Here is a 24,419-nt window from a genome sequence, read left to right on the forward strand (position 1 = left end):
AGGGTGCATTCTTTGTCAGTTTATCTGCGTTCTTTTCAGTTCTTCGCCCTTTTTGTGCTTCTAATCGTGGCTGCGATCCTTCATTTGAAGCTCGGTGCGCGTCAGCTTGACTGGAGCGTGGTCTGGCAAGCACTTGTCGACTATGTTCCGGCAGATCCATTGCATAATATCGTGATGGAAATGCGAATGCCTCGTTTGATCAGTGCTGTCATCGTCGGTGCGGCTCTCGGTCTTGCAGGCGCATTAATGCAGGGGGTCAGTGAAAACCCGCTTGCAGATCCGGGGCTGATGGGGGTGAACAGTGGTGCTGCCTTCTTTGTCGTTTTCGGTTTGCTTGTGCTCCCTGGTAATACGCTTGCCATGATACCGCTTCTCGCATTTGCGGGAGCGATTGTTGCCGCAGCGATCGTTCTTCTGAACAGCGGATCAGATCCCAATCCGGTTCGCCTCGTTTTGTCCGGTGTGATGGTTGCGGCCCTGTTCAGTGCCCTGACCTCTATGGTTCTTTTACTTGACCAGCAGGGGCTTGAAACTTTGCGGCGCTGGCTTGTTGGTTCGCTTGCTTTTGACAGTTCAATGGCCCGCTGGCAGACTTTTCCATTTATCCTTCTCGCCGGATGCATTGCAGTCGCGAATATTCCCGCAATTAATCTCTACCGATTGGGATCGCAGTCGGCGGCGTTGATGGGGCTTAATGTATTGCGGATGCGGCTTTCATCACTTCTGGCGATCGTGCTTCTGGCCGGATCATCTGTTGCGATAGCGGGTCCTGTTGGCTTTGTTGGTCTTATAGCTCCGCATATCGGGCGCATTCTTTTCGGTAATGACTATCGATTTCTCGTCCCCGCAGCACCTCTAATTGGCGCACTGCTTATTGTTACTGGTGACATCGTATCACGCACGGCATTACGTCCATTGGAGATCAATACGGGTATTGTGACTGCCATCGTTGGCGGCCCTATTTTCATCGCTCTCGTTCTGGGGAGAGTGAAATAATGGCAGTGCAAAACCATGTCATCAATCACACCCGCAATCGGTTTTCTCATGGCCGGATTATTCTGATTGCTGCCACTGTGTTTCTTGGCGGAACCGCAATATTGGCAATAACGCTCGGCAGCTATCCTGTTGCACTTATTGAAATAATCAGGGCAATTACAGTGCCCCAAAGCACTGACAGTATTTTGCGTAGTATCGTGTTCGACACGCGTCTGCCACGCATATTGCTCGCCATTTTTTCTGGTATGGCGATGGCTCTTGCCGGAGTGATATTGCAGGTACTGACACGCAATTCACTGGCGGCACCCGGATTGGTGGGGGTTGAGGCAGGAGCTGGCATCACTGTTCTGACTGCGCTCATTCTCTGGCCATCTGCGCTGGCTGTTGAGCTTTATCCTCTTGCGGCTTTGCTTGGTGGGCTGCTGGTTGCATTATTTGTTATCGCTCTTGCCTGGAACAAAGGGGTCTCGCCCTTGCGTCTCATTCTGGTGGGTGTTGGTGTAACAGCAATACTCAGTGCATTAGCAGACCTGCTTATCACTTACGGTCGGATCGAACATGTTGAATCGGCTTTGCTCTGGCTTGCAGGTAGCCTGCACAGGGCAGGGTGGGAAAATGTGCGGGGGCAATTTTTGTGGCTGCTCTTTTCCGCTGTTCCCATATTGTTGTTTTCCCGCCAGTTTGACTTGTTTCAGCTTGGAAACGCGGTTGCAGCAAGCCGCGGCCTGAATGTTGCGCGCTTTCAGATCATTGCACTTTTGCTGAGCGTGATGCTCACCGCTTCTGCGGTTGCGAACGTTGGTACAATGAGTTTTATTGGCCTCTTAGCCCCTCATGCTGCAAGGCTTCTGGTAGGGGAAAGGCATAGATTGCTGTTGCCTCTGTCTGCATTGATTGGCGCAAGTATTGTGCTTGTCAGTGACACAATAGGCCGAACTGTTTTTGCTCCACTTCAGATTCCGGCAGGACTTGTGGTTGCAGTGATTGGCGCGCCGTACCTTCTTTATCTGCTGTCGCGAAAAGGAATGACCCGATGACCAGAATAGCGTCAGCTTTGTTTATTCTTATATGCAGTTTCGGCTTTGTGGTTAGTGCTCATGCAGAGGAAACAAGAACATTTACCAATCGTTTCGGCTCGGTTGAGGTGCCAGTTCACCCACGCTGTGTGGTGTCATTGCACGATTTTAGTCTGACAACGCAGTTGCTGGAATTAGGGGTTGTGCCTTGTGGTTCATCTGGCCGCAAGCGCTTGCTTGCGGATACAATTTATAGGGGTGCATCGCAGAGATACGATACGTCAGAAATCCAGTATATCGGAACACATCAGGCTCCTGATATTGAAACAATTGCGGCATTGAAGCCAGATCTGATCGTAGGGTTGTCTTATCACGCAGCGCTTCGCGATAAGCTTTCAGCAATTGCGCCCGTTGTGCTGCTGCCCTTACGTGAAGAAGGCATATTAACCTATTCAGAGCAATTGGCTGATCTGGTTGGTAAAGGTCATCGCTATGATGAATTGTATCGGGAGTATCAGGATATAGTCAGCGAATTCGGAAGGCGCGTAGAGAATCCCGCTTTAATCACAGTGACGCCGATGGAGATTTATCGCGACGGTTTTAGGATTATCGGGCGTGGTGGCATGGAACAGGTGATAAAGGATTTTGGCCTTGGCCACGTTCCCGCTTATGGGAATAGCGCAAGCGATATACCCTATAGCTTAGAACGCCTTTCCGACTTTGACAGTGATATCATCATCGACACTTACGAAGAAATGCTGGATGAAGAGGCGGAAATGCGCGCCTTCCGGTCGACTGTCCAGTGGCGCAATCTGTTTGCTGTTCGTAATCGTCAATTTCTGTATTTTAATCGCAGTCGCTACGGCGAGACGATGGAAGGCCTGATTGGTTCTGCAACTTTGCTTCTATCACACATCGGCGAGCGGGAGATTCTCCGGCAGAAGCCTTAACAGGTTGTCAGGTCAACGGCGAAATTGAAACTGCGCTCCAGCGTTCAACCTGATCCCTATTGCCGTCTGGCTCTAGCGTGCTGCAGCGTGTGTTGACGTCAAACTGAGCCAGCCTCAACTGGATGAGTAGCTGTCGAGATTGAGTTGAGGCAATAATCTCAGCTTCAATTTCATTTGCGTTTCCTGCTTTGCGCTCAAGAACAACTTCCTCCTGTGGCCCAATATCATTCCAGAATGAAAGCGCGGCGTGCTCGGCGACCTGTTCTAAGGCGTCGAGTTCCGGATTGCCTCTGTATGCAGGCAGGAATGGAACACCTTTGCTAAGGCAGGACAGGAAATCGGTAACGTCCTTTGGTTCGAGACGTCCATATCTGGCGCGGTGTGGCAAAACGAGCAGCGACGCGGCAAAGCGACATCCGCCGATATGCGTTGACTGTAGAACCCGGAAAACCGTCGGGTCGGCCTGATCACGCAGCGCTTTCCAGGTAGCAAAGCCATAACGTGCGCAGCAAGGGTCCTGCTTTCCATCTGTACAGCACAGGATGGTAATGCGCTTATCGCGCTCTCCGCAGAGTTTATCTCCTGAGGCCAGAGCCAGCAATTGCTGTGTCATAGTGTCAGGCGTGGCTGTGCGTAGAATAATGTTGTCGCATGAGAGAGCGATTTCATCCCCCTCCACGAGCGCCACATGGATACCAGCCTGATTAGCCGTTATCATTGCCTGAGAAAGTGCATGTGGCATGCCAAACGCATTCGTTCTTGGAACACGCCAGTGGCGTCGCGGCCAATGAAGGAGTGCGTAACGTGGGGCGGTCCCACCAGCTCCCAGCATAGGCTCACCCCGCTCCAGGCAGATGTCACGACAGAATTTGTGAGAACTCATTTTTAGCCAAGTTGAAAAACCCTCTCACGGCAAAGGGGCTTGTAATTCAGAACACACGATTTACCTATTTATACACGGTCATTGTGCTTTGTCGCAACGATGAACTAACAGTCTTTCGTAAAACGGCTGATACGAGATACAAATTTCTGACTGGCAATCAAATTAGCCTAACCTCGTATGTTCACGGATTTGTAACTTCGTCGAGTATGGCTCATCACTGTGAGTTAAGTGACTTTCATAGCCGATCCAGTGCGGCTCGGCTTTGAGCGGTCTGACCACCAATTGCCATCGATATTGCGCTGGAGATTCTAATTACTTCATGAATTATTTCATTTGTTGAGAGCTGTGGCTCAGGAAGGTTGCCGACCTTTGGAACAGTGAGTGCAGCAACTGCCACGCCTAAATGATTAAGTACAGGGCAGCTTATATCTGTGACGCCCGGCGCAATCCGACTCTCAGAAATTTCATATCCATCTTGCCCAATCGTTTTCAACTCAGCCAAAACGTCATCGCGATTGAGCTGAGGGTCATTTGTCATCATGCTCTCGAGCATTTGTTCTAGATGTTCAACATTTTGATGAGCAGCAATGGTTCGAGCAGAAGCAAAATGCCTGCTTATTGGGAAAGACGCACCGATCTTTACGCTCCACCCCATGAGGAGAGCATCGGGCTGAGCTTGCGCGACTACTATTAACCGATTTTGATGGTAGGTAACGAGATGGCAGGAACATCCTATTGTGGCTGCCAGACTTTCCATCTGAATCGTTGCAACCTCAATGAGGCGGCGAGTGGGCGGGTGTATGTGGGCCAGTTCGAAGAGTTTTAACGTTAGCCTATAGGCCCCATTGAGCTCATCCCGCGAAACGTATCCTCTAGCTTCTAGAGCATTGAGGACGCGAAATATTTCACTCGCCGATCGACCGACCCGGCTTGCAACTTCTTTTTGAAGCAAGCCGCCCTGTTCAGAGGCAAGAACCTCTAGGATATCGAGTCCTTTTTCCAAGGCGGGAACACGGTTGCCGGTATCTGTTTCAGTCATAGCTCTTGACGCTTTCGATTCCATATATAGAATAAACTCGACATATGTGAAATTTCACGCATTGTCGAGGCATCAGAGGAGTGGTGCTTATGGGAGAGAAACATGCATAAAATTTTAAGGGCGGCAATCACCGCCTCAGTGATGTCATTGTTGCCTGTTGTCGCGTCAGCTCAAACAGTCAATCTACGTGTTGCTCATGCACTAGCTCCGACTGAGCCAATCAATCAAGCAGTGGAAGCCTTTGCTAAGGCTGTTAACGAGCGTAGCGATGGCCGTCTAAACATTACGGTCTTTCCATCGGAACAGCTTGGTATCAATCGTGAGGTTTACGAACAGGTACGCCATGGTGCGCCGATCATTCAGGTAGCTGATCCGGGCTTCATGTCCGATTATGTGCCTGATTTTGGTGTCATGAACGGACCTTATTTGTTGAATGCTCCGGAAGATTTCCAGAAGATTCTGGATAGCGAGTGGTATGGCAAGTTGATTGAGCGCTCGGCCGAAGCCGGCTTCCGGCCACTATCGTTCAACTATTTCTTCGGCAATCGTCATATGCTGGGCAACAAGCCGTTTAAGAAGCCAGCTGACCTCGCAGGCGTGACGATGCGTATTTCTCCCAATCCACTTTGGATTGAAACTTTTGCCGCCTTAGGCGCGCGCGGTACACCTTTGCCATGGACAGAAGTTTACAGTGCTCTATCGCAAAATGTGGTCGAAGCCGTGGAAGCACCTTTGGGCTCTCTGGTTGGATCAAAACTACAAGAACAGCGTAAAACTCTATCTTTGACTGGCCACTTCACGGCTTTCCTGGGTCTGGTCATGAGTGAAAAAATATTCGACTCATTAGACCCAGAATTGCAGCAGATTTTGCAAGAAGAGTCCGTGAAAGCAGGAACGTTAATGACGGAGACGACGCTCACAAATGACCAAAAACTGCTAGAGCAGCTTAAGTCTCAAGGTGTCACTGTCGTCGAAGATATCGATGTTGCTTCATTTCGTGAAACAACTGCGAAGGTCTATGATGCTTTCCCAAAGTGGACGCCCGGTGTCTACACCGAAATCCGGACAATTCTGGATTAAGTCATAATCGCGTACGGGCTTTGAGCCTGTACGCTTCTTTTCTCACAACGAGTTTATCATGACCCATCAGTCCGACCCAAAAGCCGGACAGAGTAGGACTCTGTTCGCCGATCTGATGCTGGAAGAAGTTTTGGCAACAATAGCTCTTCTAATCGTCATTCTTTCTGTAACGTGGGGTGTTGTCACCCGGTATGTGACCGCAACGCCGGCCAGCTGGTCGGGTGAACTTGCCAGTATCATGTTCGCCTGGGCAGTATTTCTTGGTTCCGCCGCAGCCTTTCGACGCTCGGGGCACATTGCCATCGACAGTTTTCTGCATCTCGTTCCTGAACGTGCCGCCTATGCAATGCGTATTCTTGCGGCGTTGATCACTTTCCTCACGCTTTTCATTGTTACGTGCCTTGCCACCAACTTCACGCTTTCCACCATGGATACGCCGACGACCATTCTCCGTTGGCCGCAAGCTGTTGTCTACGCCGCAGCTGCAGTTGGCTTTGGTGCAATGACTATTCGCCACGTCACTGCGAGTTATGAAACGCTCTTCAAGAAGGCTGCAAAAGCATGATCATATGGCCAGTTTTCCTCATGTTGGTCCTGCTGCTGGTAAGTGTTCCAGTTGCAATAGCACTTATGGCGCCAAGCCTACTTTATTTCTATCTTGGCGGTGCACTCCCAATTGACCTGTTTGCGCAGCGTATTGTATCGAGTACGGAATCCTTTCCACTTCTTGCGCTCCCCTTCTTTGTTATTGCGGGAAGCATTATGAATGCAGCCGGTATCACACGCCGTCTATTGCATTTGGCGGATGCCTTTGTTGGGCACCTTACCGGCGGTCTGGCACAGATTGCAGTCATTCTAGCGACAATGATGGGCGGCCTTACGGCTTCCGCAAATGCAGATGCGGCAATGTTGTCGAAGATGCTTGGCCCAACGATGATTGCAAAAGGCTATCCGCGGGGCTTTGCAGCAGCGGTTGTTGCGTCATCGGCAATCATCGTGGCCATGATCCCTCCAGGCATCGGTCTGATAGTCTATGCTTTTATGGCAAATGTTTCAGTTGGTAAGTTGTTCCTGGCTGGTATCGTTCCGGGCTTACTGATCGCCATTTGTCTTATGATTACCGTGTTTCTTGTCTCCAAAGTGCGCGGCTTCAAACGCGGTCGCGAACGAATGATGACCGGCCGAGAACTCTGGGTGGCCTTCAAGGAAGCCGCATGGGCACTGACCGTACCAATCTTCATTGTGATCGGTCTGCGTTATGGTCTTTTCACGCCCACAGAAGCGGGTGCAATCGCCGTCCTTTATGCAATCTTCATCGGCGTGGTCTGCTATCGTGAACTACACTTAAATCAGATTCCGACCATTATTCGTGACTCTGTAATGACCATCTCCATTGTCATGCTGATCATCTGTGCAGCGTCTACATTTGGATATTACATGGTCTGGGAGAGAGTTCCGGGTCAGATTGCAACAGCTCTGATTGCTTTGACTGATAACCCGTTGTTGCTGCTTTTACTTATCAACGTGATGTTGCTGATTATCGGTATGTTTATTGAGGGAACAGCAGGGATTATTTTGCTAACTCCCATTTTAGTCCCTGTTGTTACAGCGTTGGGGATCGATCCCGTTCATTTCGGTATAATAATGGTCCTGAACTTAACAATGGGCGGCATCACACCACCAGTGGGCACGTTATCGTTTACAGCCTCGAGCACTCTTAACACTCCGATTACCGAGACGTTCCGGGAATCTGTTCCGTTCCTAATTTGCATGTTCATTGTCTTGGCACTGGTGACACTAATCCCCGCCATTTCCCTCTTCTTGCCGTCGCTAATGATTGGAGTCTGATCATGCATTCACCTTTCGAACAGGCATCGGTTGCAGCAGATGACATTGGCGAGTTGCCACTTTCCGGGCTTGTTGTTCTCGACCTTAGTCAGTTTCTCGCTGGCCCTTCTGCAGCCCTTCGATTAGCCGACCTCGGAGCAGAAGTTATAAAGGTTGAGAGGCCGGATGGCGGTGACTTGAGCCGCCGACTTTATGTCTCAAACCTTGAAGTCGATGGTGATAGCACGCTGTTTCACACCATCAATCGTAACAAACGTAGCTTCTCAGCAGATCTTAAAAACACAGCTGACGTAGAAAATGTGAAGACGCTCATTCGTCGTGCCGATGTGATGATCCAGAATTTTCGCCCAGGTGTTATAGAAAGGCTGGGATTGAGTTATGACGATGTACGAATAATCAATCCGCGTCTGATTTATGGATCGGTGACGGGGTATGGTGATCAGGGACCGTGGCGAAATAAACCCGGTCAGGACTTGCTGGTACAGTCCATGTCGGGACTAGCATGGATGACCGGTGATGGAGGACATCCCCCCGTCGCCACCGGCGTGGCGGTTGCCGATATGATGACGGGTGCGCATCTGGCACAGGGCATTCTGGCCGCACTTGTTCGACGCGGTGTGACAGGGCGAGGCGCTCGCGTCGATGTCAGCTTGATGGAATCCATCCTCGATTTGCAATTCGAGTTCTTCAGCACCTTCTTAAACGGTGATGGAAATGGGCCGGTGCGAAGCGGTATCGGAAGTGCCAGTGCTTATCTTAGCGCCCCATATGGCATTTACCCTACAAAGGATGGTTTCCTAGCCGTCGCTATGAACTCGCTTAGTAAACTTGCCGAACTTTTATCAATTCCGGAGCTGGCGACATTTGATCATCCCCAACGCATGTTTGATGACCGTGATGAAGCCAAGAAACTCATCTGGAATCGTCTTACTCAACGTTCGACGGCCGAATGGCTGGCTATATTGGAACCAGCCGACATCTGGTGCGCGCAGGTAATGGATTGGCCAACGCTTGTGCGGCACGAAGGGTTCAAAGCACTCGACATGTTGCAGGATGTCTTCACCAATACCGGCGCCAAGGTAAGCACGACACGATGCCCGATCCGCATTGATGGACGTGTTCTGCGATCCGCAAAAGGCGCGCCCAAAATCGGCGAAGACAACGAATATCTCAACGATAAATATCAAATGGAAGCGGCACGATGATCATCGAACGATACTTTGAAGACTATGCCATTGGCGAAACCAATGTAACGAGTGGACGAACGATCACCGAAGCCGATATCGTGCTGCATGCTGGTCAAACCGGAGATTTTTTTCCGCATCACATGGATGCCGCTTGGTGCGCTACACAGCCCTTCAAGCAGCGGATTGCCCACGGGACGCTTGTGTTTAGTGTCGGCATTGGTATGGCGGCAAGTGTTATCAATCCCCACTCTATGTCTTATGGTTACGACCGTCTGCGTTTCATCGTTCCGACGTTCATCGGGGATACCATCCGCGTTCGTTCTACCATTGTAGAAAAACGCGATCATAAGCGTCCGGAACAGGGGCTCGTGATTGAGCAGGTTGAAGTTCTCAAGCAAGATGACTCGCTCGCACTGATCTGCAACCACATTCATATTGTCACGAAAAAGGAGGTTTGAGATGATCAGACTTTCCGTTCTCAATTGGAATAACCGGCGCGCGACAGCACCGGTCGCAGCAGCCATTGCAGCTTATCACCGTGATCATCCCGATGTTGAAATCGAACAGGTCATCCGTCCTTTAAGCGATTTTGAGCATCAGGGTATCGAGGAGGTGGCCAAGATACATGACATCGTCATCTTTGATCATCCTTTTTGTGGCACCATTGCCGCGAGCGAATGTTTCCTGAGGCTTGACGACAAGCTGCCTGCGATGACTACTGCTTCAGCGAGTTCGTTCTATATTGGCCCAAGTCTTGAGACTTATCGGTTCGCCGGCAATGTGTGGGGCCTGCCAATCGACGGCGCTACCCAGCATGCTTTGGTGCGCAATGATCTTATGGCCAAACTGAATGCAAAACTTCCACAAACATTTGCCGATGTGCTGCAGGTGGGCAGACAGGCTCGAGATCAAGGGCTTTATCTGGGCACGCCTGTAGAAACCCCGCACGCTCTATTGAGCATTTTTGCCTACATGGCAAATTTGGGAAAGCCAGTTGAAGCGAGCAATGAAAAATTGCTGGCGATTCCGGAGGGAGGTTTCACGCAGGCTTACGATGCCGTGCGTGCGGTCCTTGATTTATCGCCGTCGGAAGCCTTGGGCTGGAACAGTATAGATCTCCATGAGCAGATGGTCGCACGTGATGATATCGTCTATGCACCACTGGTCTATGGGTATGCTACATATGGCGAGCCGGACAATGTGAATCGTCTGGGCTTTGCAGCTTTTGCCGGAATAGCTGTTCCCTATGATGCGGGCACAGCCATTGGCGGTACGGCTATGGGTATTTCGCGTCACAGCGTGCAGCAGGATGCAGCGTTGGCTTTTGCTAGCTATATGGCAAGCGATGTCGTTCAAGCAAATCTTGTTGCCGAACACCATGGCCAACCAGGTGGTCACTGCGGATGGACCGATGCGGATATGGATGCTCACTACAATGGCTTTTTCAGTTCCGTTATTTCAACGGTGGAAGGAGCGTGGATCAGGCCTCGATATGAAGGATATGTTGAATTCCAGCGGTTGGGCGGCGAAGCAATCGCAAGATCTTTAACAAGCGGAGAAGATGCGCTGATTGCCAGACGGCGTTTGCTTGAATTAGGAGGGCTTGAGCGTTGAATCTGATTCAATATTTAGACAAGAATGGCGAACGTGCGGTGGCCGTGGTTATTGAAGATGTTGCCCGTAAAGTGAACGGCTATACATCTGTTTATGCGATTGCCACGGCATCCGTGTCGGGCAAGGGTATAGCGACCGTCGTCAAGGAAGCCGGCCTGGGCGAAAACATTAATTACTCACAGTTGCTGGAGGACGGACGGCTGCTTTCGCCTATCGATCACCCCGATCCTGCACATCTCTATCTTACCGGTACTGGCCTTACCCACCTAGGTTCCGCATCAACCCGTGATGCAATGCATAAATCCGGGAATGAATCGGACGAAGCACTGACCGACTCGATGAAGATGTTTCGGATGGGAGTTGAACAGGGAAAGCCAGAAAATGGTGACAAGGGCGTACAGCCGGAATGGTTCTACAAAGGCAATGGATATTGCTTAGCGGCTCCTGGCTCGGAACTTCGGTCCCCATCCTTCGCGCTTGACGCGGGCGAGGAACCGGAGATTGCGGGTATTTATGTCATCGATGCGGATGGTAATCCTTGCCGTCTCGGTTTTGCACTGGCGAACGAGTTTTCCGATCACGTGACTGAGCGAATAAATTATCTTTATCTCGCACATTCGAAGTTACGCCCATGTTCCATTGGGCCCGAATTGAGGTTGGGTGCGCTTCCAACGCATGTGGAGGGAACATCACGCATTCTTCGCGATGGAAAGGTCTTGTGGGAGAAACCATTCTTTTCGGGCGAAGACAATATGAGCCATTCGATAGCCAATCTCGAATACCACCATTTCAAGTATAGTGTGTTTCGCCAGCCAGGTGATGTGCATGTTCACATGTTCGGAACCGCTACGCTTAGTGTTGCGGATGGGATTGTTACAAAATTTGGCGATGTTTTTGAGATTGAGGCCGGTGGATTCGGATTGCCATTACGAAATATAATTGGCGTTGAACCAGATTACTTCACACCAGTAATCGACATCGCATAGAAGCTAAGTCACCTGAGCGTTCAATTTGTGCGCTTATGCTAAGGCGCATTTGGCGATATACTGCGATGATAGGTTTCGGATGGAAGGCATCAGCGCAAATTTTGGAGTTCACGACTTCGGCACCGCGATTCACAAGATCTCGCTTACGTCCCAGGGTGCTAAACATTCGCTTATGAGTTTTGCAAACTCTAAATACTTGGCATGGCGTGGGGAAGATTGCCTCCACACCATGTGTATCTCGCGCGAAGGACCATCAAAAGAAAGCGGCCTTGCTATAACGAGTTTTTCACGTAAGACGTCTGATCTTACATATAGCGCGGGCAGCAAACTAATTCCCATTCTAGCGGCAACCATTTGCCGTAAGGTATCTAAAGTAGCACCTGCATAGTCGGTAACGAAAGATGCTCCGACCTCAGCACATAGACGATGCATTTGATCATAAACATCGCCTGAACGATCCATAGAGAGCAAAGTTTGGCCGTTTAAATCTGAAGAATTGATTGATGATTGGCAAGCCAGCGGATGATCATAGGGCATCACGATTTGGAATGGCTCGCGCATGAGCATCATTGAAGTGAGTTCTGCATACTGTGGCTTGGAAGGAATAAGCATGAGATCATGTGCCCCTTCCAACAGCTTGACGGGCAAATTCTCGATACGATCTTCCCAAACAGAGAGCCGCAGATCAGGATATTTCTTTCGAAGTTTCGGTACGGCTAGTGATAAAACGTAAGCACCCAGTGTCTGCACCACACCCATCTGGAGTGTTCCTGAAAGGTGTTCATTCTTGGTGCCGCGTGCGATTTCCCGAATATCTTCTGTCTGCGCAATTATCGCGCGCGCCCTTATAGCGATTTCCGTACCAATAGGCGTTAAAAATACGAAGGATCGACTACGCTCAACCAGTTGCACCTGCAATCGTTCTTCAAGTTCTTTAATCTGTGCGCTCAAAGTCGGTTGAGTCACATTGCAACGGGCGGCAGCTTTGCTGAAGCTTAGCGTGTCTGCAAGGGCAATGAAGTATCGAAGCTGATGCATTTTTGGCATAGAGATATGCTTATAGAGTTTACCTATAAGCTTCAATTAAAATAACAATTTTCATTATAAAATGATCCATGCTCAGTTGCGGCTACTGATGAAGCTTCATGGATTATGTATGAAACACGATGACGCCGCTCCGGCAGGCAGCCATTATGCTGGATACGTTGCTTCGGCATTGGCGTTAATTTTGACTGCTTATTTTCTTGGTTCGTTAAGCGCGGTCCAAGAGGGTGAGACCATACGATATAACTTGCAGTGGGTGCCCTCATTGGGTGTCGGCTTAAATTTTATGATTGACGGCCTTTCATTGATTTTTTCGGTATTAATTGCCGGGATTGGAACGTTGATATTTCTTTATGCCACTGGCTACATGGGCAATCATCGACACTTTATCCGCTTTATTTTATATCTGTTCACTTTTATGCTTTCGATGCTCGGCTTGGTCCTGGCAAGTGATCTCATAACGCTTTTCGTGTTCTGGGAGCTTACAAGCGTCACATCCTATTTGCTCATCGGCTTCAATCACAATGATGCGGCGGCACGCCGAAATGCGCTACAAGCGATGTTAATAACGGCGGCGGGTGGTTTGGCGCTGCTAGCTGGCTTCATACTGATAGGTAACGTCTCTGACAGTTATGATCTTGCTGTGATTTTGCAGGATGGCAATATTAAAGACAGTAGCCTTTACCACGGAATATTAATTCTAATTCTTATGGGTGCGTTCACAAAATCTGCACAGTTTCCATTTCATTTTTGGCTCCCCAATGCGATGTCTGCTCCGACGCCCGTTTCAGCCTATCTCCATTCAGCAACGATGGTGAATGCAGGGGTTTATCTGCTCGCAAGATTGCATCCCGCTCTGGGCGGTACCTCTGTCTGGACAGTTGCTTTGACCACTGCGGGAGCAATTACCGCGGTGCTGGCTTCGATACTGGCCTTTCGTCAGACGGATCTTAAGCAAGCATTGGCTTACACCACGCTTATGGCGCTTGGCGTCATAACATTGATGTTGGCCGGAAATTCCAGCTATGCGTTGACCGCTGCCGTGACATTCCTTGTCGTTCATTCTTTATATAAAGCTGCACTTTTCATGGTTGTAGGATCGATTGATCATGGAACTGGGACGCGGGACATCCGCAAGCTGACAGGGTTAGCAAGGGCGATGCCGTGGACTGCTACGGCAGGAGTTTTGGCTGCAGCCTCCATGGCAGGACTGCCGCCATTCCTTGGTTGGATAGGAAAAGAATTGTTATATGCAGGCTCCTTAACAATGGATGTCGCGCCTGTTGTGATCGTAAGCCTGGTGGCGTCGAACGCTTTAATTTTCGCAATTGCCGGCATCGTTGGGCTAAAGCCGTTCCTCAAGCAACCAAGTCAGATTCCGACGAAGTCGCATGAAGCAGGTCTGACCATGCTAGCTGGACCGCTCATACTAGCTTTGATGGGTTTAGTTGTTGGATTGTTTTCCCAAAGCCTTATCGGATCAATTGTAGAAGTCACAGTCACGGAAAGTCTCGCACGCGAAAAGGCAGCGGCGCTGACACTTTGGGCAGGATTTAATCTGCCGCTCGCCTTAAGTGTTATGACATTCTTGTTGGGGGCTGTCCTATACTTAAATTCTGACAAAATCAGGCCTTTTGTAGATAGACTTGCCGCCTGTTTCCCGGACTTCGACAGATTTTGGGATAAGTTTCTCGACGGTTTTCGGTCATTGGCTGCATTTCAAACGCGCCTTATTCAGCCCGGAGAATTGACGATTTATCTTCGCAATGTTTTCTTGGTTCTAGCGCTAGCTAGTCTTACAGCGTTGATGTTGAAGCGACCATCCATTTCCGTGGATCTATCAGCTCCACCTTTGATTTGGCTAATCGCATTATTTACGGCAGCTGGTGCATTAATGGCAGTTACAACGAAGTCTCGTATCGCTGCTATTTCTGGTATTGGTACGATGGGAGTAGGCGTCGCTCTCATTTTCATATTCTTCGGTGCACCAGATGTCGCAACGACCCAATTGATGGTCGAAGTGCTTGCGGCTGTCATGTTTGGCATTGCAGCATTGAGGCTACCGAGGATCGTTGAAAAACGAAGCTTTTCGAAGCGATTATTTCACGCCTGCATTGCATGTGTGATTGGCGGGACTTTTTCGCTCACGCTCCTCGCTATCTCGGCCAATCCGCTTGATCGGCATATTACCGCGTTCTTTGAACAAAACGCCCATGCACTCGCGCATGGTTTGAACATCGTGAACGTCATTCTTGTGGATTTTCGCGCACTCGATACCTTTGGCGAAATTACGGTCGTCTTGCTCGCAGCAATAGGTGCTTATTCGCTTTTGACGCGCCGGATGAAGAAGAGAAAAACATGAATTCGTTGATCCTTAGAACAGGCGCAAGATTGCTCACTGCCTTGTTTCTGCTGTTTTCGCTTTACGTTTTGCTAAGAGGCCACAACGCACCTGGTGGCGGCTTTATTGGTGGATTAATAGGCGCTGCTGGATTTACGCTTTATGCTTTTGCAACAGGTACTGCGCAAGCACGCTCAGCCCTCAAAGTTGATCCTCAATCTGTCGGTGCAATTGGGATGGTCGTTGCACTCATTGCGGGATTGTTTCCGGCGATATCTGGCGGTAGTCCGTTTACGGGGCTTTGGCTCACTATAGGCAATATACCAATCTCGACCGTTCTGTTATTTGACATTGGCGTATACCTGGCCGTTTTTGGAGCAATCCTCACACTTGTTTTCGGTCTCGAGGAGATGCGCTCATGAGCACTGTGCTCGCTCTTCTTGCAGGCTTCCTTCTAGCCGTTGCAGTATATCTGATGCTTTCCGGTAATTTACTGCGTTTTTTGTTCGGCCTTCTTCTTCTCTCTAACGGTGTCAATATCGCAATATTCTCATCCGGACGGCTCAACCTCGGCACACCACCTTTACTTCAACAATCTGGAGGCTTGCCAGACGTCACGATGGCAAATGCGCTCCCTCAGGCTCTTCTTTTAACCGCGATCGTCATTGGCTTCGGATTATTTGCCTTTGCCCTTGCTCTCACCATGAGAGCCTATCGCAGCTTTGGACATTTGGAAGTCGATGAAATGAGAGCCGCCGAGCCGAAGGAAACCCATCAATGAGCTGGGTTCTTTCTCTTCCAATCCTGATACCTATGGCATCAGCGGTTTTGACATTTCTTGTACGCAATAATCGTTGGGGCTCCTGGATCTCGATACTCGGCTCTTTATTGCTGCTTTTGAGTTCAATCGTCCTTTTGATAAATGTAATTGAGAAAGGCGTAATTTCAGCTCAGATGAGTAGCTGGAGCGCTCCTTTTGGAATAACTCTTGTTGCTGATCATCTCACCGCAGCAATGGTTCTGATTACTGGAATTATCGGTGTTGCAGTTTCTGTTTTTGCCAAAGCAGAAATTGGTCAGAAGTCGCAACGTTTGGGATATCACGCCCTTTATCAGACACTTCTCGCAGGTGTAGCCGGTGCTTTTCTGACTGGAGATTTATTCAATCTCTACGTCTGGTTCGAAGTGATGCTCATTTCCTCCTTTGGCCTTTTGGTTATTGGCGGGCGGAGAGAGGCCATTGATGGTGCGGTCAAATACGTAACGCTTAACCTAATCTCGACGGTTTTCTTCCTTGCAGGCGCGGGGCTGTTATATGGTGCAACAGGAACATTGAACATGGCTGATCTGCGTGGCGCTGTTGCGAGCGCTCCAGATCAAAACCTCATGTCAGTGATTGCGATATTATTTATGTTTGCCTTTGGCCTGAAAGCAGCCGTGTTTCCATTATTTTTCTGGCTACCCGCATCTTATCATACTCCTCACTATTCGGTATCGGCTATTTTTGCGGGTCTCTTAACCAAAGTTGGCGTTTATGCGTTAATTCGGATGTTCACGCTAATTTTTGTTGCTGACGTTGGCTTCACCCATACAATACTCTTATGGGTGGCTGTGCTAACCATGCTGTCAGGCGTGTTGGCGGCTGCAGCACAAAGTGATTTCCGTAAAATCTTGTCATTCCATATTGTGAGTCAAATCGGCTATATGGTCTTAGGGCTGGCGTTGATGACACCCTTGGCTCTTGCTGGATCCATTTTCTATCTGGTTCACCACATTATAGTAAAAGCAAACCTATTCCTGATTGCAGGTATCTCCGGCAAAATTACTGGAAGCTCCGATTTATACAAAATTGGAGGGTTGTATAAGTCGGCTCCATTGCTGGCATTCCTATTTTTGATACCAGCCTTCTCACTCGCCGGTTTTCCACCTTTATCGGGGTTCTGGGCGAAATATCTTCTTGTAAAAGCGTCATTGGATATTCAGTTCTGGCTCGTCGCAGCGATCGCCCTTTTAGTCGGATTACTCACAATATTCTCGATGACAAAAATATGGGCTGAGGCCTTTTGGAAGGATCATACACACGGAGTTGAGCCGTCACTGTCACAGTTGAACCCGCGACAGCGTTTTTACATGCTTACACCAGTGATTGTATTGGCGGCTATGACGGTTTTTATAGGGCTGCAGCCAGAACCTTTTCTCAGATTTGCGATGGTTGGTGCCAACCAGCTTCTAGATCCTCAAGCCTATGTAAACACTGTTCTAGGAGCTAGATCGCAATGATGATTTTTGCGTTGAATATTGTTTTATCAATCGTGTGGTCAGCGCTTTGGAATAGCTTTTCCGTAGCCATGCTAACATCAGGATTTTTAATTGGGTATTTAGTATTATGGTTGTGCCGAGGTCTGCTGAGCAATGCTGGGTATGTGGGTTATTTTCATGCACTGCCTCAAGCAATTAATTTAGCTATATACTTCATAAAAGAGTTGGTGCTCTCGTGTATCAATGTGGCTAGAGATGTTATTGCACTGCGCCCTAGATTAAATCCTGCTATTGTAAAAATGCCGTTGGATGCCAAAAGCGATTTGGAAATATTCTTGGTAGCAAATTTAATTTCGCTCACGCCGGGAACTCTAACTCTGGATGTAGCGCACGATAAAAGCTTCCTCCTAATTCACTCGATATATGCAGATGATCCAGATGCGCTTGTAGCGGAGCTGAAATCCGGCATGGAGTATCGTGTCAGAAAGGTTTTTCAGCCATGACAGCCTCAGACTTTATGAATTTATGTGTGAAAATCAGTATGTGGATGGTGGTTTTATCGCTGCTCATCGGGTTTGCACGCCTCCTAAAAGGCCCATCGCTCGCTGATCGGGTATTGTCTCTGGATATGCTTACTGCTTTGGTTATCGTCTTTAGCAGTCTTTATGCCATCCAAACGGAAGCCGCTGCTTATCTTGATATCGCTATTGCTTTGGCACTTGTCAGCTTCATATCGGTGGCAGCTTTAGCGCGATATGCGTCTCGTCAAACGAGGAGGAATAGCTCCGATGATTGAAATAATAGTGGCTGCTTTCGCGCTGACTGCGGGGGCTTTTTCTGTCATTGCTGCTGTGGGTATATGTAGATTTCCTGACGCACTTTCGCGAATGCACGCGGCTTCTAAAGTGGGAACATTTGCTGCGAGCTTAGCACTTATTGCGGCTGCAATTCACATTGGAACCGTCAGTGCGGCGATAAGATCTTTATTGGCGATCGTGTTCTTACTGCTTACGGCACCGATCGGTGCGCATCTGTTGGGACGTGCAGCAGCATGGCGTTCATATCGTTTAACATCCGAAGAAGGTGATAATTCAAAACGCAGAAGAAGTGATCTCGATTTAAAAGAGAGAAAATCATGAACCTCAAATACCCGATCGCGGCATTGGGAATAATGATTGGTCTGAATGCCTATCTCTCTGGTAGACCAGTTCCCGTGGAGCATTACACCAACAACCATGAACATAGAAAGATTATGCTTAGTAAATGCACTGAGGGGCAGGAAAGAGGAAAGAATTGTGATAATGCGCGTATGGCGGAATTTATTTTAAATAGCCATAAAGATGAATAACACAACGAATATAAAGAATATTTTTATTAAATATTGGCTCTTTAATATTGTTTGTTTGTCTTATTTTAGTGTTATTTACATTATAATTGATAACATGGATTATAGATAATTATAAATTTTCTAATAATATTGACAAAATTGTGTCCGGTCCTAGGTTGACATTTACCCCTTCGATATTCCAGTTCTGCGAGACAAGATGCCAGCCAAGTTTATTATCAATCCGCCTGTTTTTTTTGGTTCGATAATTATCATAGGATTATTTTTGGCAGTTGGTGTGATCGTTCCAGATCAAGCCGCTGCAATTTTTGCTGCTTTGCAAACAAATATTCTTTCAAATTTTGGTTGGTTCTACCTTTTGGTCGTAGGAATTTTTCTAGCCAGCGTTTTGCTGCTTAGTTTGGGCCGGTATGGGCGCCTCAAATTGGGGCCCGACGACTCCACTCCAGATTTTAGCTTTACGTCGTGGATCGCGATGCTTTTTGCGGCCGGTATGGGCATCGGATTGATGTATTATGCTGTTGGCGAGCCAATGTCCCATTTCATGGCCCCGCCAACAGCTGAACCGCGCTCAATTGAAGCAACGCGGCAAGCAATGGCTGTGACATTCTTTCATTGGGGGATTCACGCGTGGGCGATCTATGCGGTTGTGGGTCTGTCACTTGCGTATTTTGGCTATCGCTACAATCTGCCTCTAACGATCCGATCAGGCCTTTATCCTCTGTTGAAGGAACGGATTAACGGCCCTGTTGGTCACGCTGTTGATATTTTTGCCATAGTCGGAACAATGTTCGGTATCGCGACTTCTCTTGGACTTGGCGTCTCACAAATTAATGCCGGGCTAAATTATCTGACGGGCGTTCCCATTGGGTTAGAGGTTCAGCTTCCGCTGATATTGGTTATCACCGGCCTTGCGACCATATCCGTCGTCACAGGACTTGATAAAGGCGTTCGCATTTTGTCAGAAGTGAACCTTCTGATTGCAATTTTGCTTATGCTGTTTGTCCTCGTTGTGGGACCAACAGCACAGCTCTTTCGCGATTTTGTTCAGAATATCGGCCTTTATCTGGATTCTTTAGTACTGAGAACGTTCAATATATATGCCTACCAGCCCACACCATGGATTGATGACTGGACACTTTTCTATTGGGCGTGGTGGATTTCCTGGTCACCCTTCGTTGGAATGTTCATTGCACGTATTTCAAGGGGTCGTACCGTACGTGAATTTGTTACAGCTGTTTTGTTTATTCCAGCCGGTTTCACTTTCTTTTGGATGACGGTTTTTGGAAACTCTGCGATCTTGATTGACACAACTATCGCCAACGGAAAGTTGGGGGCCGAGATAGCTGCTGACGTGTCAGTTGGTCTGTTCCATTTCTTTGAATACCTTCCCTGGACGACATTGACGTCAACGCTTGCCGTCCTCCTGGTAGCGATTTTCTTCATTACATCTTCTGACTCTGGATCATTGGTTGTGGATTCTATTGCTGCCGGTGGCGAGACTGAAACGACCACCGCTCAACGGGTTTTCTGGTGCGCTCTTGAAGGTATCGTAGCTGCCAGTCTGCTTGTTGCCGGTGGATTGGGTGCCCTTCAATCGGTGACGATCGCAAGCGCGCTTCCGTTTGCCATTGTCATACTCGTTCTTGTTTGGTCACTTTTCAAAGGCATGCGAGCCGATCTTGCCCAGCAAGTCGCACATGCGGGAATTCCAAATGCGCCAACGGCACAACCAGCATCAGGTCTGACCTGGCAGCGCAGATTGGGGTTGATGCTGCATGCGCCTTCCAAGCGTGAAGTGGCGATGTTTATCGAAGGTCCGGCGATGAAAGCGCTTTCCGAAGTCGCGTCAGAACTCAACAATCGTGGCCGTGACACGGTTGTTGTATCGGAAGACAACGGTTCGATTGCGTTGCGCTCCTCCGCAGAGGGTGTTCGTGACTTCATTTACGGAATAATGCCAGCCTCACACCAGATTCCGGCTTTCTCGACGATGGCCGTGGGAAAACCGGAATTCCGATTTGAAGCCAGAACTTATTTTTCAAGCGGCGGTCGGGGCTATGATGTCATGGGCATGACGAAGGAGCAGTTGATCTCGGACGTACTGGTCCAGTTTGAGCGTTATCTGGCATTGGTTCACACACCAGAAACGCAATTGGTCCATAGCGCACCGGAGCATTCAGCCGACATGTAATCATCGGCCCACAAAATTTAGAATGCTAACATCAGAGATAGGAATAATGGAACAAAAAGCGACCGAAATCTTTGAAAACACTAATCAATTTTTGTTCCAGATATCAGATCTGCTTTTGCGCTATTCTTTATCGACACTCGGTGCAATTTTGATCTTATGCGCAGGATGGATATTAGCTGGAACACTTCAACGCTGGGCAGTCACTTCACTATCAAACATCCGTGGGCTTGATAAAACAATCTCAAAATTTTTTGGCGGAGTGATCCGCTATGGAATACTTGCTATTGTTCTTGTGATGGTTCTGGGCCAGTTCGGCGTCCAGACCGCCTCAATACTTGCGGCACTTGGAGCAATCGGTCTCGCCATTGGCCTCGCTTTGCAAGGAACTCTTCAGAATATTGCAGCTGGCATTATGCTTCTGGTTCTACGCCCATTTCGGGTTGGTGAGTTTATAAGTGCAGGCAGCGTGATGGGCACAGTTGAAGAGGTAGGACTGTTTACAACCGAGCTTAAATCTTACGACGGCATATATATTATGGCTCCAAATTCTACTCTTTGGAATACCTCGGTCACTAACTATAGCCGCCTCAAAGCGAGAATGCACGACTTCAAGGTCCGCATAGGATACGATGACAGCATCGATGATGCTTTCAAAATAATTGAGAACATTGTTTCGTCACAAGAGGGCGTTCTGGCAGATCCTAAACCAGCGTTTTTCGTCGATGAACTCGGCGATAGTGCAGTTACATTGTGCTATCGCTATTGGGTTGACAGCAACAATTATTGGGATGTGGTTCGCAACACGACCAGATCCGTGAAAACGTCTTTTGATGCAGCCGGAATAAAAATACCGTATCAGCAGGTTACCTATCATATGAAATCTCAAAATTAGATTTTCATGTATCATCCTATTAATGGCCATGCGCCGATTGGATTGTGCTCTAGTCGCCCCTTTGTGCCTCCCGTTTGATAAAAGCAGCCATGCCTTCGGTTTGAATTTCATTGACTATTTCCCGAAGCATGGTGCCGAAAATACCCTCCGTTAATTTTTCAGGGAGAACATCAGGGCAAACTGCTGCAACGGCTCGAATTATTTCCTCGGAAGTAGCTGTATTCCTTAAAGCTCGCTGAAGCTCAGTTACGCGCGGGTCATTTAACGTTTGTGGATTACCATCACTGTCTTTCTGAACAAGATAGGCAAGCCAGGCGGCCAGCGAAAATGCAAAAGGACGTATTGATCCGCGCGCTGCAATTGTCTCTAAAGCCGGAGTTGTTATGCGTTGAGGTAGCTTTTGCGTACCGTCCATTGCAATTTGCGTTGTTGAGTGCGCGATAGCCGGGTTGGAAAACCGCTCAGCCAGCGCAGAGGAATAGCTGTCGAGGTCAATTGACAGGCCCTTGACGGTTGCAGCAGCGGCTGCAAGATGACGCTTCACGAGGAGGGCATGATCAGGGTCGGACATAACGTCACGTACCAATGCTTTACCCGACAAGAGCCCACTATACGCAAGCATTGAATGCGCACCATTCAGCATCCGAAGCTTCATATTTTCATACGCAGTAACATCTTCGACAAACAGGACTCCGGCACATTCCCATTCCGGTCGTCCGGCGCAAAACTGATCTTCAATCACCCATTGTGAGAATGGTTCTGTTTCCACCGCAGCGTAATCTTCGCGTCCCGTAAGCTCGGCTGCAAGTTTTGCCGTTGCTGAACTTGATGCTGGCGTGATCCGATCCACCATTGAAGATGGAAAGCTCGCATTGTTTGCTATCCAACTGAACAGTTCTTCTCCATGGACTTCTTTCGCGAATGCAAGGACTGCCTTACGAAGTTTCTGACCATTATGAGATAGATTGTCACAACTTAGCACTGTAAAGGGTGGTAAGCCTTTTTCCATTCGTCGCTTGAGTGCCAAGACAATCAATCCGATCACCCCCTTAGGCGTCTGAGGATTTACGAGATCGAAAACGATTGCAGGGTGATTGTGATCCAGTTCACCATTGCTTGATATGCCGTAGCCTTTTTCTGTGACCGTCAGACTCACGATGCGGCAGGCGGGTGATGCCATGGCTTCCATTGCATCACAACTTACATTAGGTCCGGCCAATACCCGTTCCAGCGCGCCAATCACCCGCGCCTCTGTGGACGCGCTGCGCGTGATCAGCGTGTAATGCCCTTGTTGCGGGTTCAAGCTCTCGGCCACGGCAGTTCCTCGCAGTGAAACGCCAATGACGCGCCAGTCGCCACCTTTTTGTCCCAAGACCCTATCGGTATAATCGAGGAGATGGGCGCGCGCAAAATTGCCAAGTCCCAAATGAACAATCCCAGCTCCGTGGTTCTCCGGCGTATATGCCGGCCAGCGGGCTGACGCGCCTTCATTTGCCTGTGCCGAAAGTCTCGTCATTCAACAACCTTGACATTTTTATGCGACAGTGCGGTCATAATACCTCGCAATTCTGCTAACCCTTTCAACCGACCAATAGATGGGTAACCCGGCTGTGCTCTTCTGTTGAGATCATCCAGAATATCCTGACCGTGATCTGGCCGCATTGGTATTTGCCAATCTGCGCGACCCGCAAGCTTGCGTCGATTTTCTTCTGCAAGAATGGCTGCAATCATGGCAACCATATCGGTATTGCCTTCCAGATGAGCCGCCTCATGGAACGACCCGCCGAGATGGGTTTCTTCAAGGGCGACATTGCGCAGATGCAGAAAATGTACCCGCTCCCCCAGCCGTTTCATCATGCCCGGCAGATCATTGTCGGCGCGTGTGCCCAGCGATCCGGTGCAAAGGGTAATGCCATTGGCTGGAATATTTACGGCATCCATCACAGTCTTATAATCGGCTTCGGTAGACATGATACGCGGCAGGCCAAGCAGTGGGAACGGTGGATCATCCGGATGGCAGCATAGGCGCACACCGAGTTCTTCTGCCAGCGGGCTGACTTCAGCCAGAAAATCGATCAGATGCCCGCGCAAATGTTCAGGCGAAATATTGTCGTAATTCGCAAGATGATGCTTCACATCGTCCATCGACATACGTTCAGCGGCACCGGGCAAACCGAACACAACATTTCCCGAGAGTTCCAGACGTCGTGCCTCAGGCATGTCTGCATAACGCTTGCGTGCGGCCTCATGCACTTCTGGACTATAATCTTCCGATGCGCCGTCGCGTTGCAGAAGAAACAGATCAAAGGCTGCAAAATCGATCGCGTCGTAGCGCATGCAGGTGGCGCCATTTGGCAATCGATAAGCCAGATCGGTGCGCGTCCAGTCGAGGATAGGCATGAAATTATAGCAGATGACCTCTAAACCCGCATCGCGCAGGTTTCGCATTGAGGTCTTCCAATTTGCGATATGTGTTTTCCAGTCACCCGTCTGGCGTTTGATATCTTCGGAAACCGGAAGACTTTCAACGACCTCCCACCGCAGACCGGAGGCATCCCCATTCTTCATTTGAGAGATGTCGGCTTTTCGCTTTTCAATTTCTGCAGGCGACCAAACAGCGCCCGTCGCAACATGGTGAAGGGCTGTTACAACGCCTTCCACACCTGCCTGCAACATATCGTCAATGGATACCAGGTCCTTGGGGCCGAACCAGCGCCAGGTCTGTCTCATATTATCGTCTCTCTG

Annotated in this window: 25 protein-coding genes; 20 read left to right on the forward strand and 5 right to left on the reverse strand. The window is 49.0% G+C overall.

The features are described from left to right. Positions 1 to 3 precede the first annotated feature (3 nt). Genes U2P60_RS20415 through U2P60_RS20425 form a run of 3 tightly spaced genes read left to right on the forward strand, consistent with a single transcriptional unit; the run spans position 4 to position 2,962 of the window. Positions 4 to 996 (forward strand): FecCD family ABC transporter permease, encoded by a 993-nt coding sequence (locus U2P60_RS20415; RefSeq protein WP_413574215.1) that lies wholly within the window; start codon positions 4 to 6, stop codon positions 994 to 996. Next, a complete protein-coding gene (locus tag U2P60_RS20420; RefSeq protein ID WP_413574216.1) occupies positions 996 to 2,033 on the forward strand; it encodes a FecCD family ABC transporter permease in 1,038 nt (345 codons plus the stop codon). Before U2P60_RS20415 ends, U2P60_RS20420 begins: the two co-directional genes overlap by 1 nt. Then, positions 2,030 to 2,962, forward strand: coding sequence for an ABC transporter substrate-binding protein (locus U2P60_RS20425; protein WP_413574217.1), 933 nt, complete (start codon positions 2,030 to 2,032; stop codon positions 2,960 to 2,962). Before U2P60_RS20420 ends, U2P60_RS20425 begins: the two co-directional genes overlap by 4 nt. A gap of 7 nt (positions 2,963 to 2,969) precedes the next feature. Here U2P60_RS20425 and U2P60_RS20430 read toward each other — a convergent pair whose 3' ends face one another. Further along, positions 2,970 to 3,704 carry a sucrase ferredoxin gene (locus U2P60_RS20430; RefSeq protein WP_413574218.1) on the reverse strand — a complete coding sequence of 245 codons (735 nt, stop codon included), beginning with the start codon at positions 3,702 to 3,704 and terminating at the stop codon, positions 2,970 to 2,972. Between the two features lie 376 nt (positions 3,705 to 4,080). Continuing rightward, positions 4,081 to 4,884 (reverse strand): IclR family transcriptional regulator, encoded by an 804-nt coding sequence (locus tag U2P60_RS20435; RefSeq protein ID WP_413574219.1) that lies wholly within the window; start codon positions 4,882 to 4,884, stop codon positions 4,081 to 4,083. 102 nt (positions 4,885 to 4,986) lie between these two features. Between U2P60_RS20435 and U2P60_RS20440 the strand changes: the two genes are divergently transcribed. The 7 genes from U2P60_RS20440 to araD1 are packed head-to-tail and all read left to right on the forward strand — an operon-like array spanning position 4,987 to position 11,599. Continuing rightward, entirely contained in the window at positions 4,987 to 5,964 is a 978-nt protein-coding gene (locus tag U2P60_RS20440; protein WP_413574220.1) for a C4-dicarboxylate TRAP transporter substrate-binding protein, read from the forward strand. 58 nt (positions 5,965 to 6,022) lie between these two features. Then, a complete protein-coding gene (locus U2P60_RS20445) occupies positions 6,023 to 6,529 on the forward strand; it encodes a TRAP transporter small permease (RefSeq protein WP_413574222.1) in 507 nt (168 codons plus the stop codon). Positions 6,530 to 6,549: 20 nt separating this feature from the next. Beyond that, positions 6,550 to 7,812, forward strand: coding sequence for a TRAP transporter large permease (locus tag U2P60_RS20450; protein ID WP_413574223.1), 1,263 nt, complete (start codon positions 6,550 to 6,552; stop codon positions 7,810 to 7,812). Positions 7,813 to 7,814: 2 nt separating this feature from the next. Beyond that, positions 7,815 to 9,017 (forward strand): CaiB/BaiF CoA transferase family protein, encoded by a 1,203-nt coding sequence (locus tag U2P60_RS20455; RefSeq protein ID WP_413574224.1) that lies wholly within the window; start codon positions 7,815 to 7,817, stop codon positions 9,015 to 9,017. Beyond that, positions 9,014 to 9,457, forward strand: a complete 444-nt coding sequence (locus tag U2P60_RS20460; RefSeq protein WP_413574225.1) for a MaoC/PaaZ C-terminal domain-containing protein — start codon at positions 9,014 to 9,016, stop codon at positions 9,455 to 9,457. The genes U2P60_RS20455 and U2P60_RS20460 overlap by 4 nt, the downstream gene beginning before the upstream one ends. A gap of 1 nt (position 9,458) precedes the next feature. Then, positions 9,459 to 10,613: an ABC transporter substrate-binding protein gene (locus tag U2P60_RS20465; protein WP_413574226.1), complete on the forward strand. Its 1,155-nt coding sequence runs from the start codon at positions 9,459 to 9,461 to the stop codon at positions 10,611 to 10,613. Further along, on the forward strand, positions 10,610 to 11,599 hold the full coding sequence (gene araD1 / locus U2P60_RS20470) for an AraD1 family protein (protein WP_413574227.1): 990 nt from the start codon (positions 10,610 to 10,612) through the stop codon (positions 11,597 to 11,599). The genes U2P60_RS20465 and araD1 overlap by 4 nt, the downstream gene beginning before the upstream one ends. A 129-nt stretch (positions 11,600 to 11,728) precedes the next feature. Here araD1 and U2P60_RS20475 read toward each other — a convergent pair whose 3' ends face one another. Beyond that, positions 11,729 to 12,646 (reverse strand): hydrogen peroxide-inducible genes activator, encoded by a 918-nt coding sequence (locus tag U2P60_RS20475; protein ID WP_413574228.1) that lies wholly within the window; start codon positions 12,644 to 12,646, stop codon positions 11,729 to 11,731. A gap of 109 nt (positions 12,647 to 12,755) precedes the next feature. Here U2P60_RS20475 and mbhE point away from each other — a divergent pair, with 109 nt between their 5' ends. The 10 genes from mbhE (at position 12,756) to U2P60_RS20525 (ending at position 21,674) form a co-directional block, all read left to right on the forward strand. Then, positions 12,756 to 15,005, forward strand: coding sequence for a hydrogen gas-evolving membrane-bound hydrogenase subunit E (mbhE, locus tag U2P60_RS20480; RefSeq protein ID WP_413574229.1), 2,250 nt, complete (start codon positions 12,756 to 12,758; stop codon positions 15,003 to 15,005). Further along, positions 15,002 to 15,406, forward strand: coding sequence for a Na+/H+ antiporter subunit B (locus tag U2P60_RS20485; RefSeq protein ID WP_413574230.1), 405 nt, complete (start codon positions 15,002 to 15,004; stop codon positions 15,404 to 15,406). The genes mbhE and U2P60_RS20485 overlap by 4 nt, the downstream gene beginning before the upstream one ends. Then, positions 15,403 to 15,765: a Na+/H+ antiporter subunit C gene (locus tag U2P60_RS20490; protein ID WP_413574231.1), complete on the forward strand. Its 363-nt coding sequence runs from the start codon at positions 15,403 to 15,405 to the stop codon at positions 15,763 to 15,765. The genes U2P60_RS20485 and U2P60_RS20490 overlap by 4 nt, the downstream gene beginning before the upstream one ends. Further along, complete coding sequence (locus U2P60_RS20495; RefSeq protein ID WP_413574232.1) at positions 15,762 to 17,264, forward strand: Na+/H+ antiporter subunit D; 1,503 nt, start codon at positions 15,762 to 15,764, stop codon at positions 17,262 to 17,264. Before U2P60_RS20490 ends, U2P60_RS20495 begins: the two co-directional genes overlap by 4 nt. After that, positions 17,261 to 17,746: a Na+/H+ antiporter subunit E gene (locus U2P60_RS20500; protein ID WP_413574233.1), complete on the forward strand. Its 486-nt coding sequence runs from the start codon at positions 17,261 to 17,263 to the stop codon at positions 17,744 to 17,746. The genes U2P60_RS20495 and U2P60_RS20500 overlap by 4 nt, the downstream gene beginning before the upstream one ends. Further along, positions 17,743 to 18,039, forward strand: a complete 297-nt coding sequence (locus tag U2P60_RS20505) for a monovalent cation/H+ antiporter complex subunit F (RefSeq protein ID WP_413574234.1) — start codon at positions 17,743 to 17,745, stop codon at positions 18,037 to 18,039. Before U2P60_RS20500 ends, U2P60_RS20505 begins: the two co-directional genes overlap by 4 nt. Next, complete coding sequence (gene mnhG, locus U2P60_RS20510) at positions 18,032 to 18,382, forward strand: monovalent cation/H(+) antiporter subunit G (protein ID WP_413574235.1); 351 nt, start codon at positions 18,032 to 18,034, stop codon at positions 18,380 to 18,382. Before U2P60_RS20505 ends, mnhG begins: the two co-directional genes overlap by 8 nt. Further along, positions 18,379 to 18,591 carry a hypothetical protein gene (locus tag U2P60_RS20515; RefSeq protein ID WP_413574236.1) on the forward strand — a complete coding sequence of 71 codons (213 nt, stop codon included), beginning with the start codon at positions 18,379 to 18,381 and terminating at the stop codon, positions 18,589 to 18,591. Before mnhG ends, U2P60_RS20515 begins: the two co-directional genes overlap by 4 nt. 196 nt (positions 18,592 to 18,787) lie before the next feature. Continuing rightward, the gene (locus U2P60_RS20520) at positions 18,788 to 20,782 is read left to right on the forward strand and encodes a BCCT family transporter (RefSeq protein ID WP_413574237.1); all 1,995 of its coding nucleotides are present in this window, start codon (positions 18,788 to 18,790) and stop codon (positions 20,780 to 20,782) included. A 46-nt stretch (positions 20,783 to 20,828) separates the two neighbouring features. After that, positions 20,829 to 21,674 (forward strand): mechanosensitive ion channel family protein, encoded by an 846-nt coding sequence (locus U2P60_RS20525; protein ID WP_413574238.1) that lies wholly within the window; start codon positions 20,829 to 20,831, stop codon positions 21,672 to 21,674. Between the two features lie 49 nt (positions 21,675 to 21,723). On the opposite strand, the gene U2P60_RS20530 is transcribed toward U2P60_RS20525, so the two are convergent. Further along, on the reverse strand, positions 21,724 to 23,190 hold the full coding sequence (locus tag U2P60_RS20530) for a mannitol dehydrogenase family protein (RefSeq protein WP_413574239.1): 1,467 nt from the start codon (positions 23,188 to 23,190) through the stop codon (positions 21,724 to 21,726). Then, positions 23,187 to 24,404, reverse strand: a complete 1,218-nt coding sequence (gene uxuA / locus U2P60_RS20535; RefSeq protein WP_413574240.1) for a mannonate dehydratase — start codon at positions 24,402 to 24,404, stop codon at positions 23,187 to 23,189. Before uxuA ends, U2P60_RS20530 begins: the two co-directional genes overlap by 4 nt. Positions 24,405 to 24,419 lie beyond the last annotated feature (15 nt).

The organism is Brucella sp. H1_1004 (assembly GCF_047308065.1).
GTDB lineage: Bacteria > Pseudomonadota > Alphaproteobacteria > Rhizobiales > Rhizobiaceae > Brucella > Brucella pseudogrignonensis_B.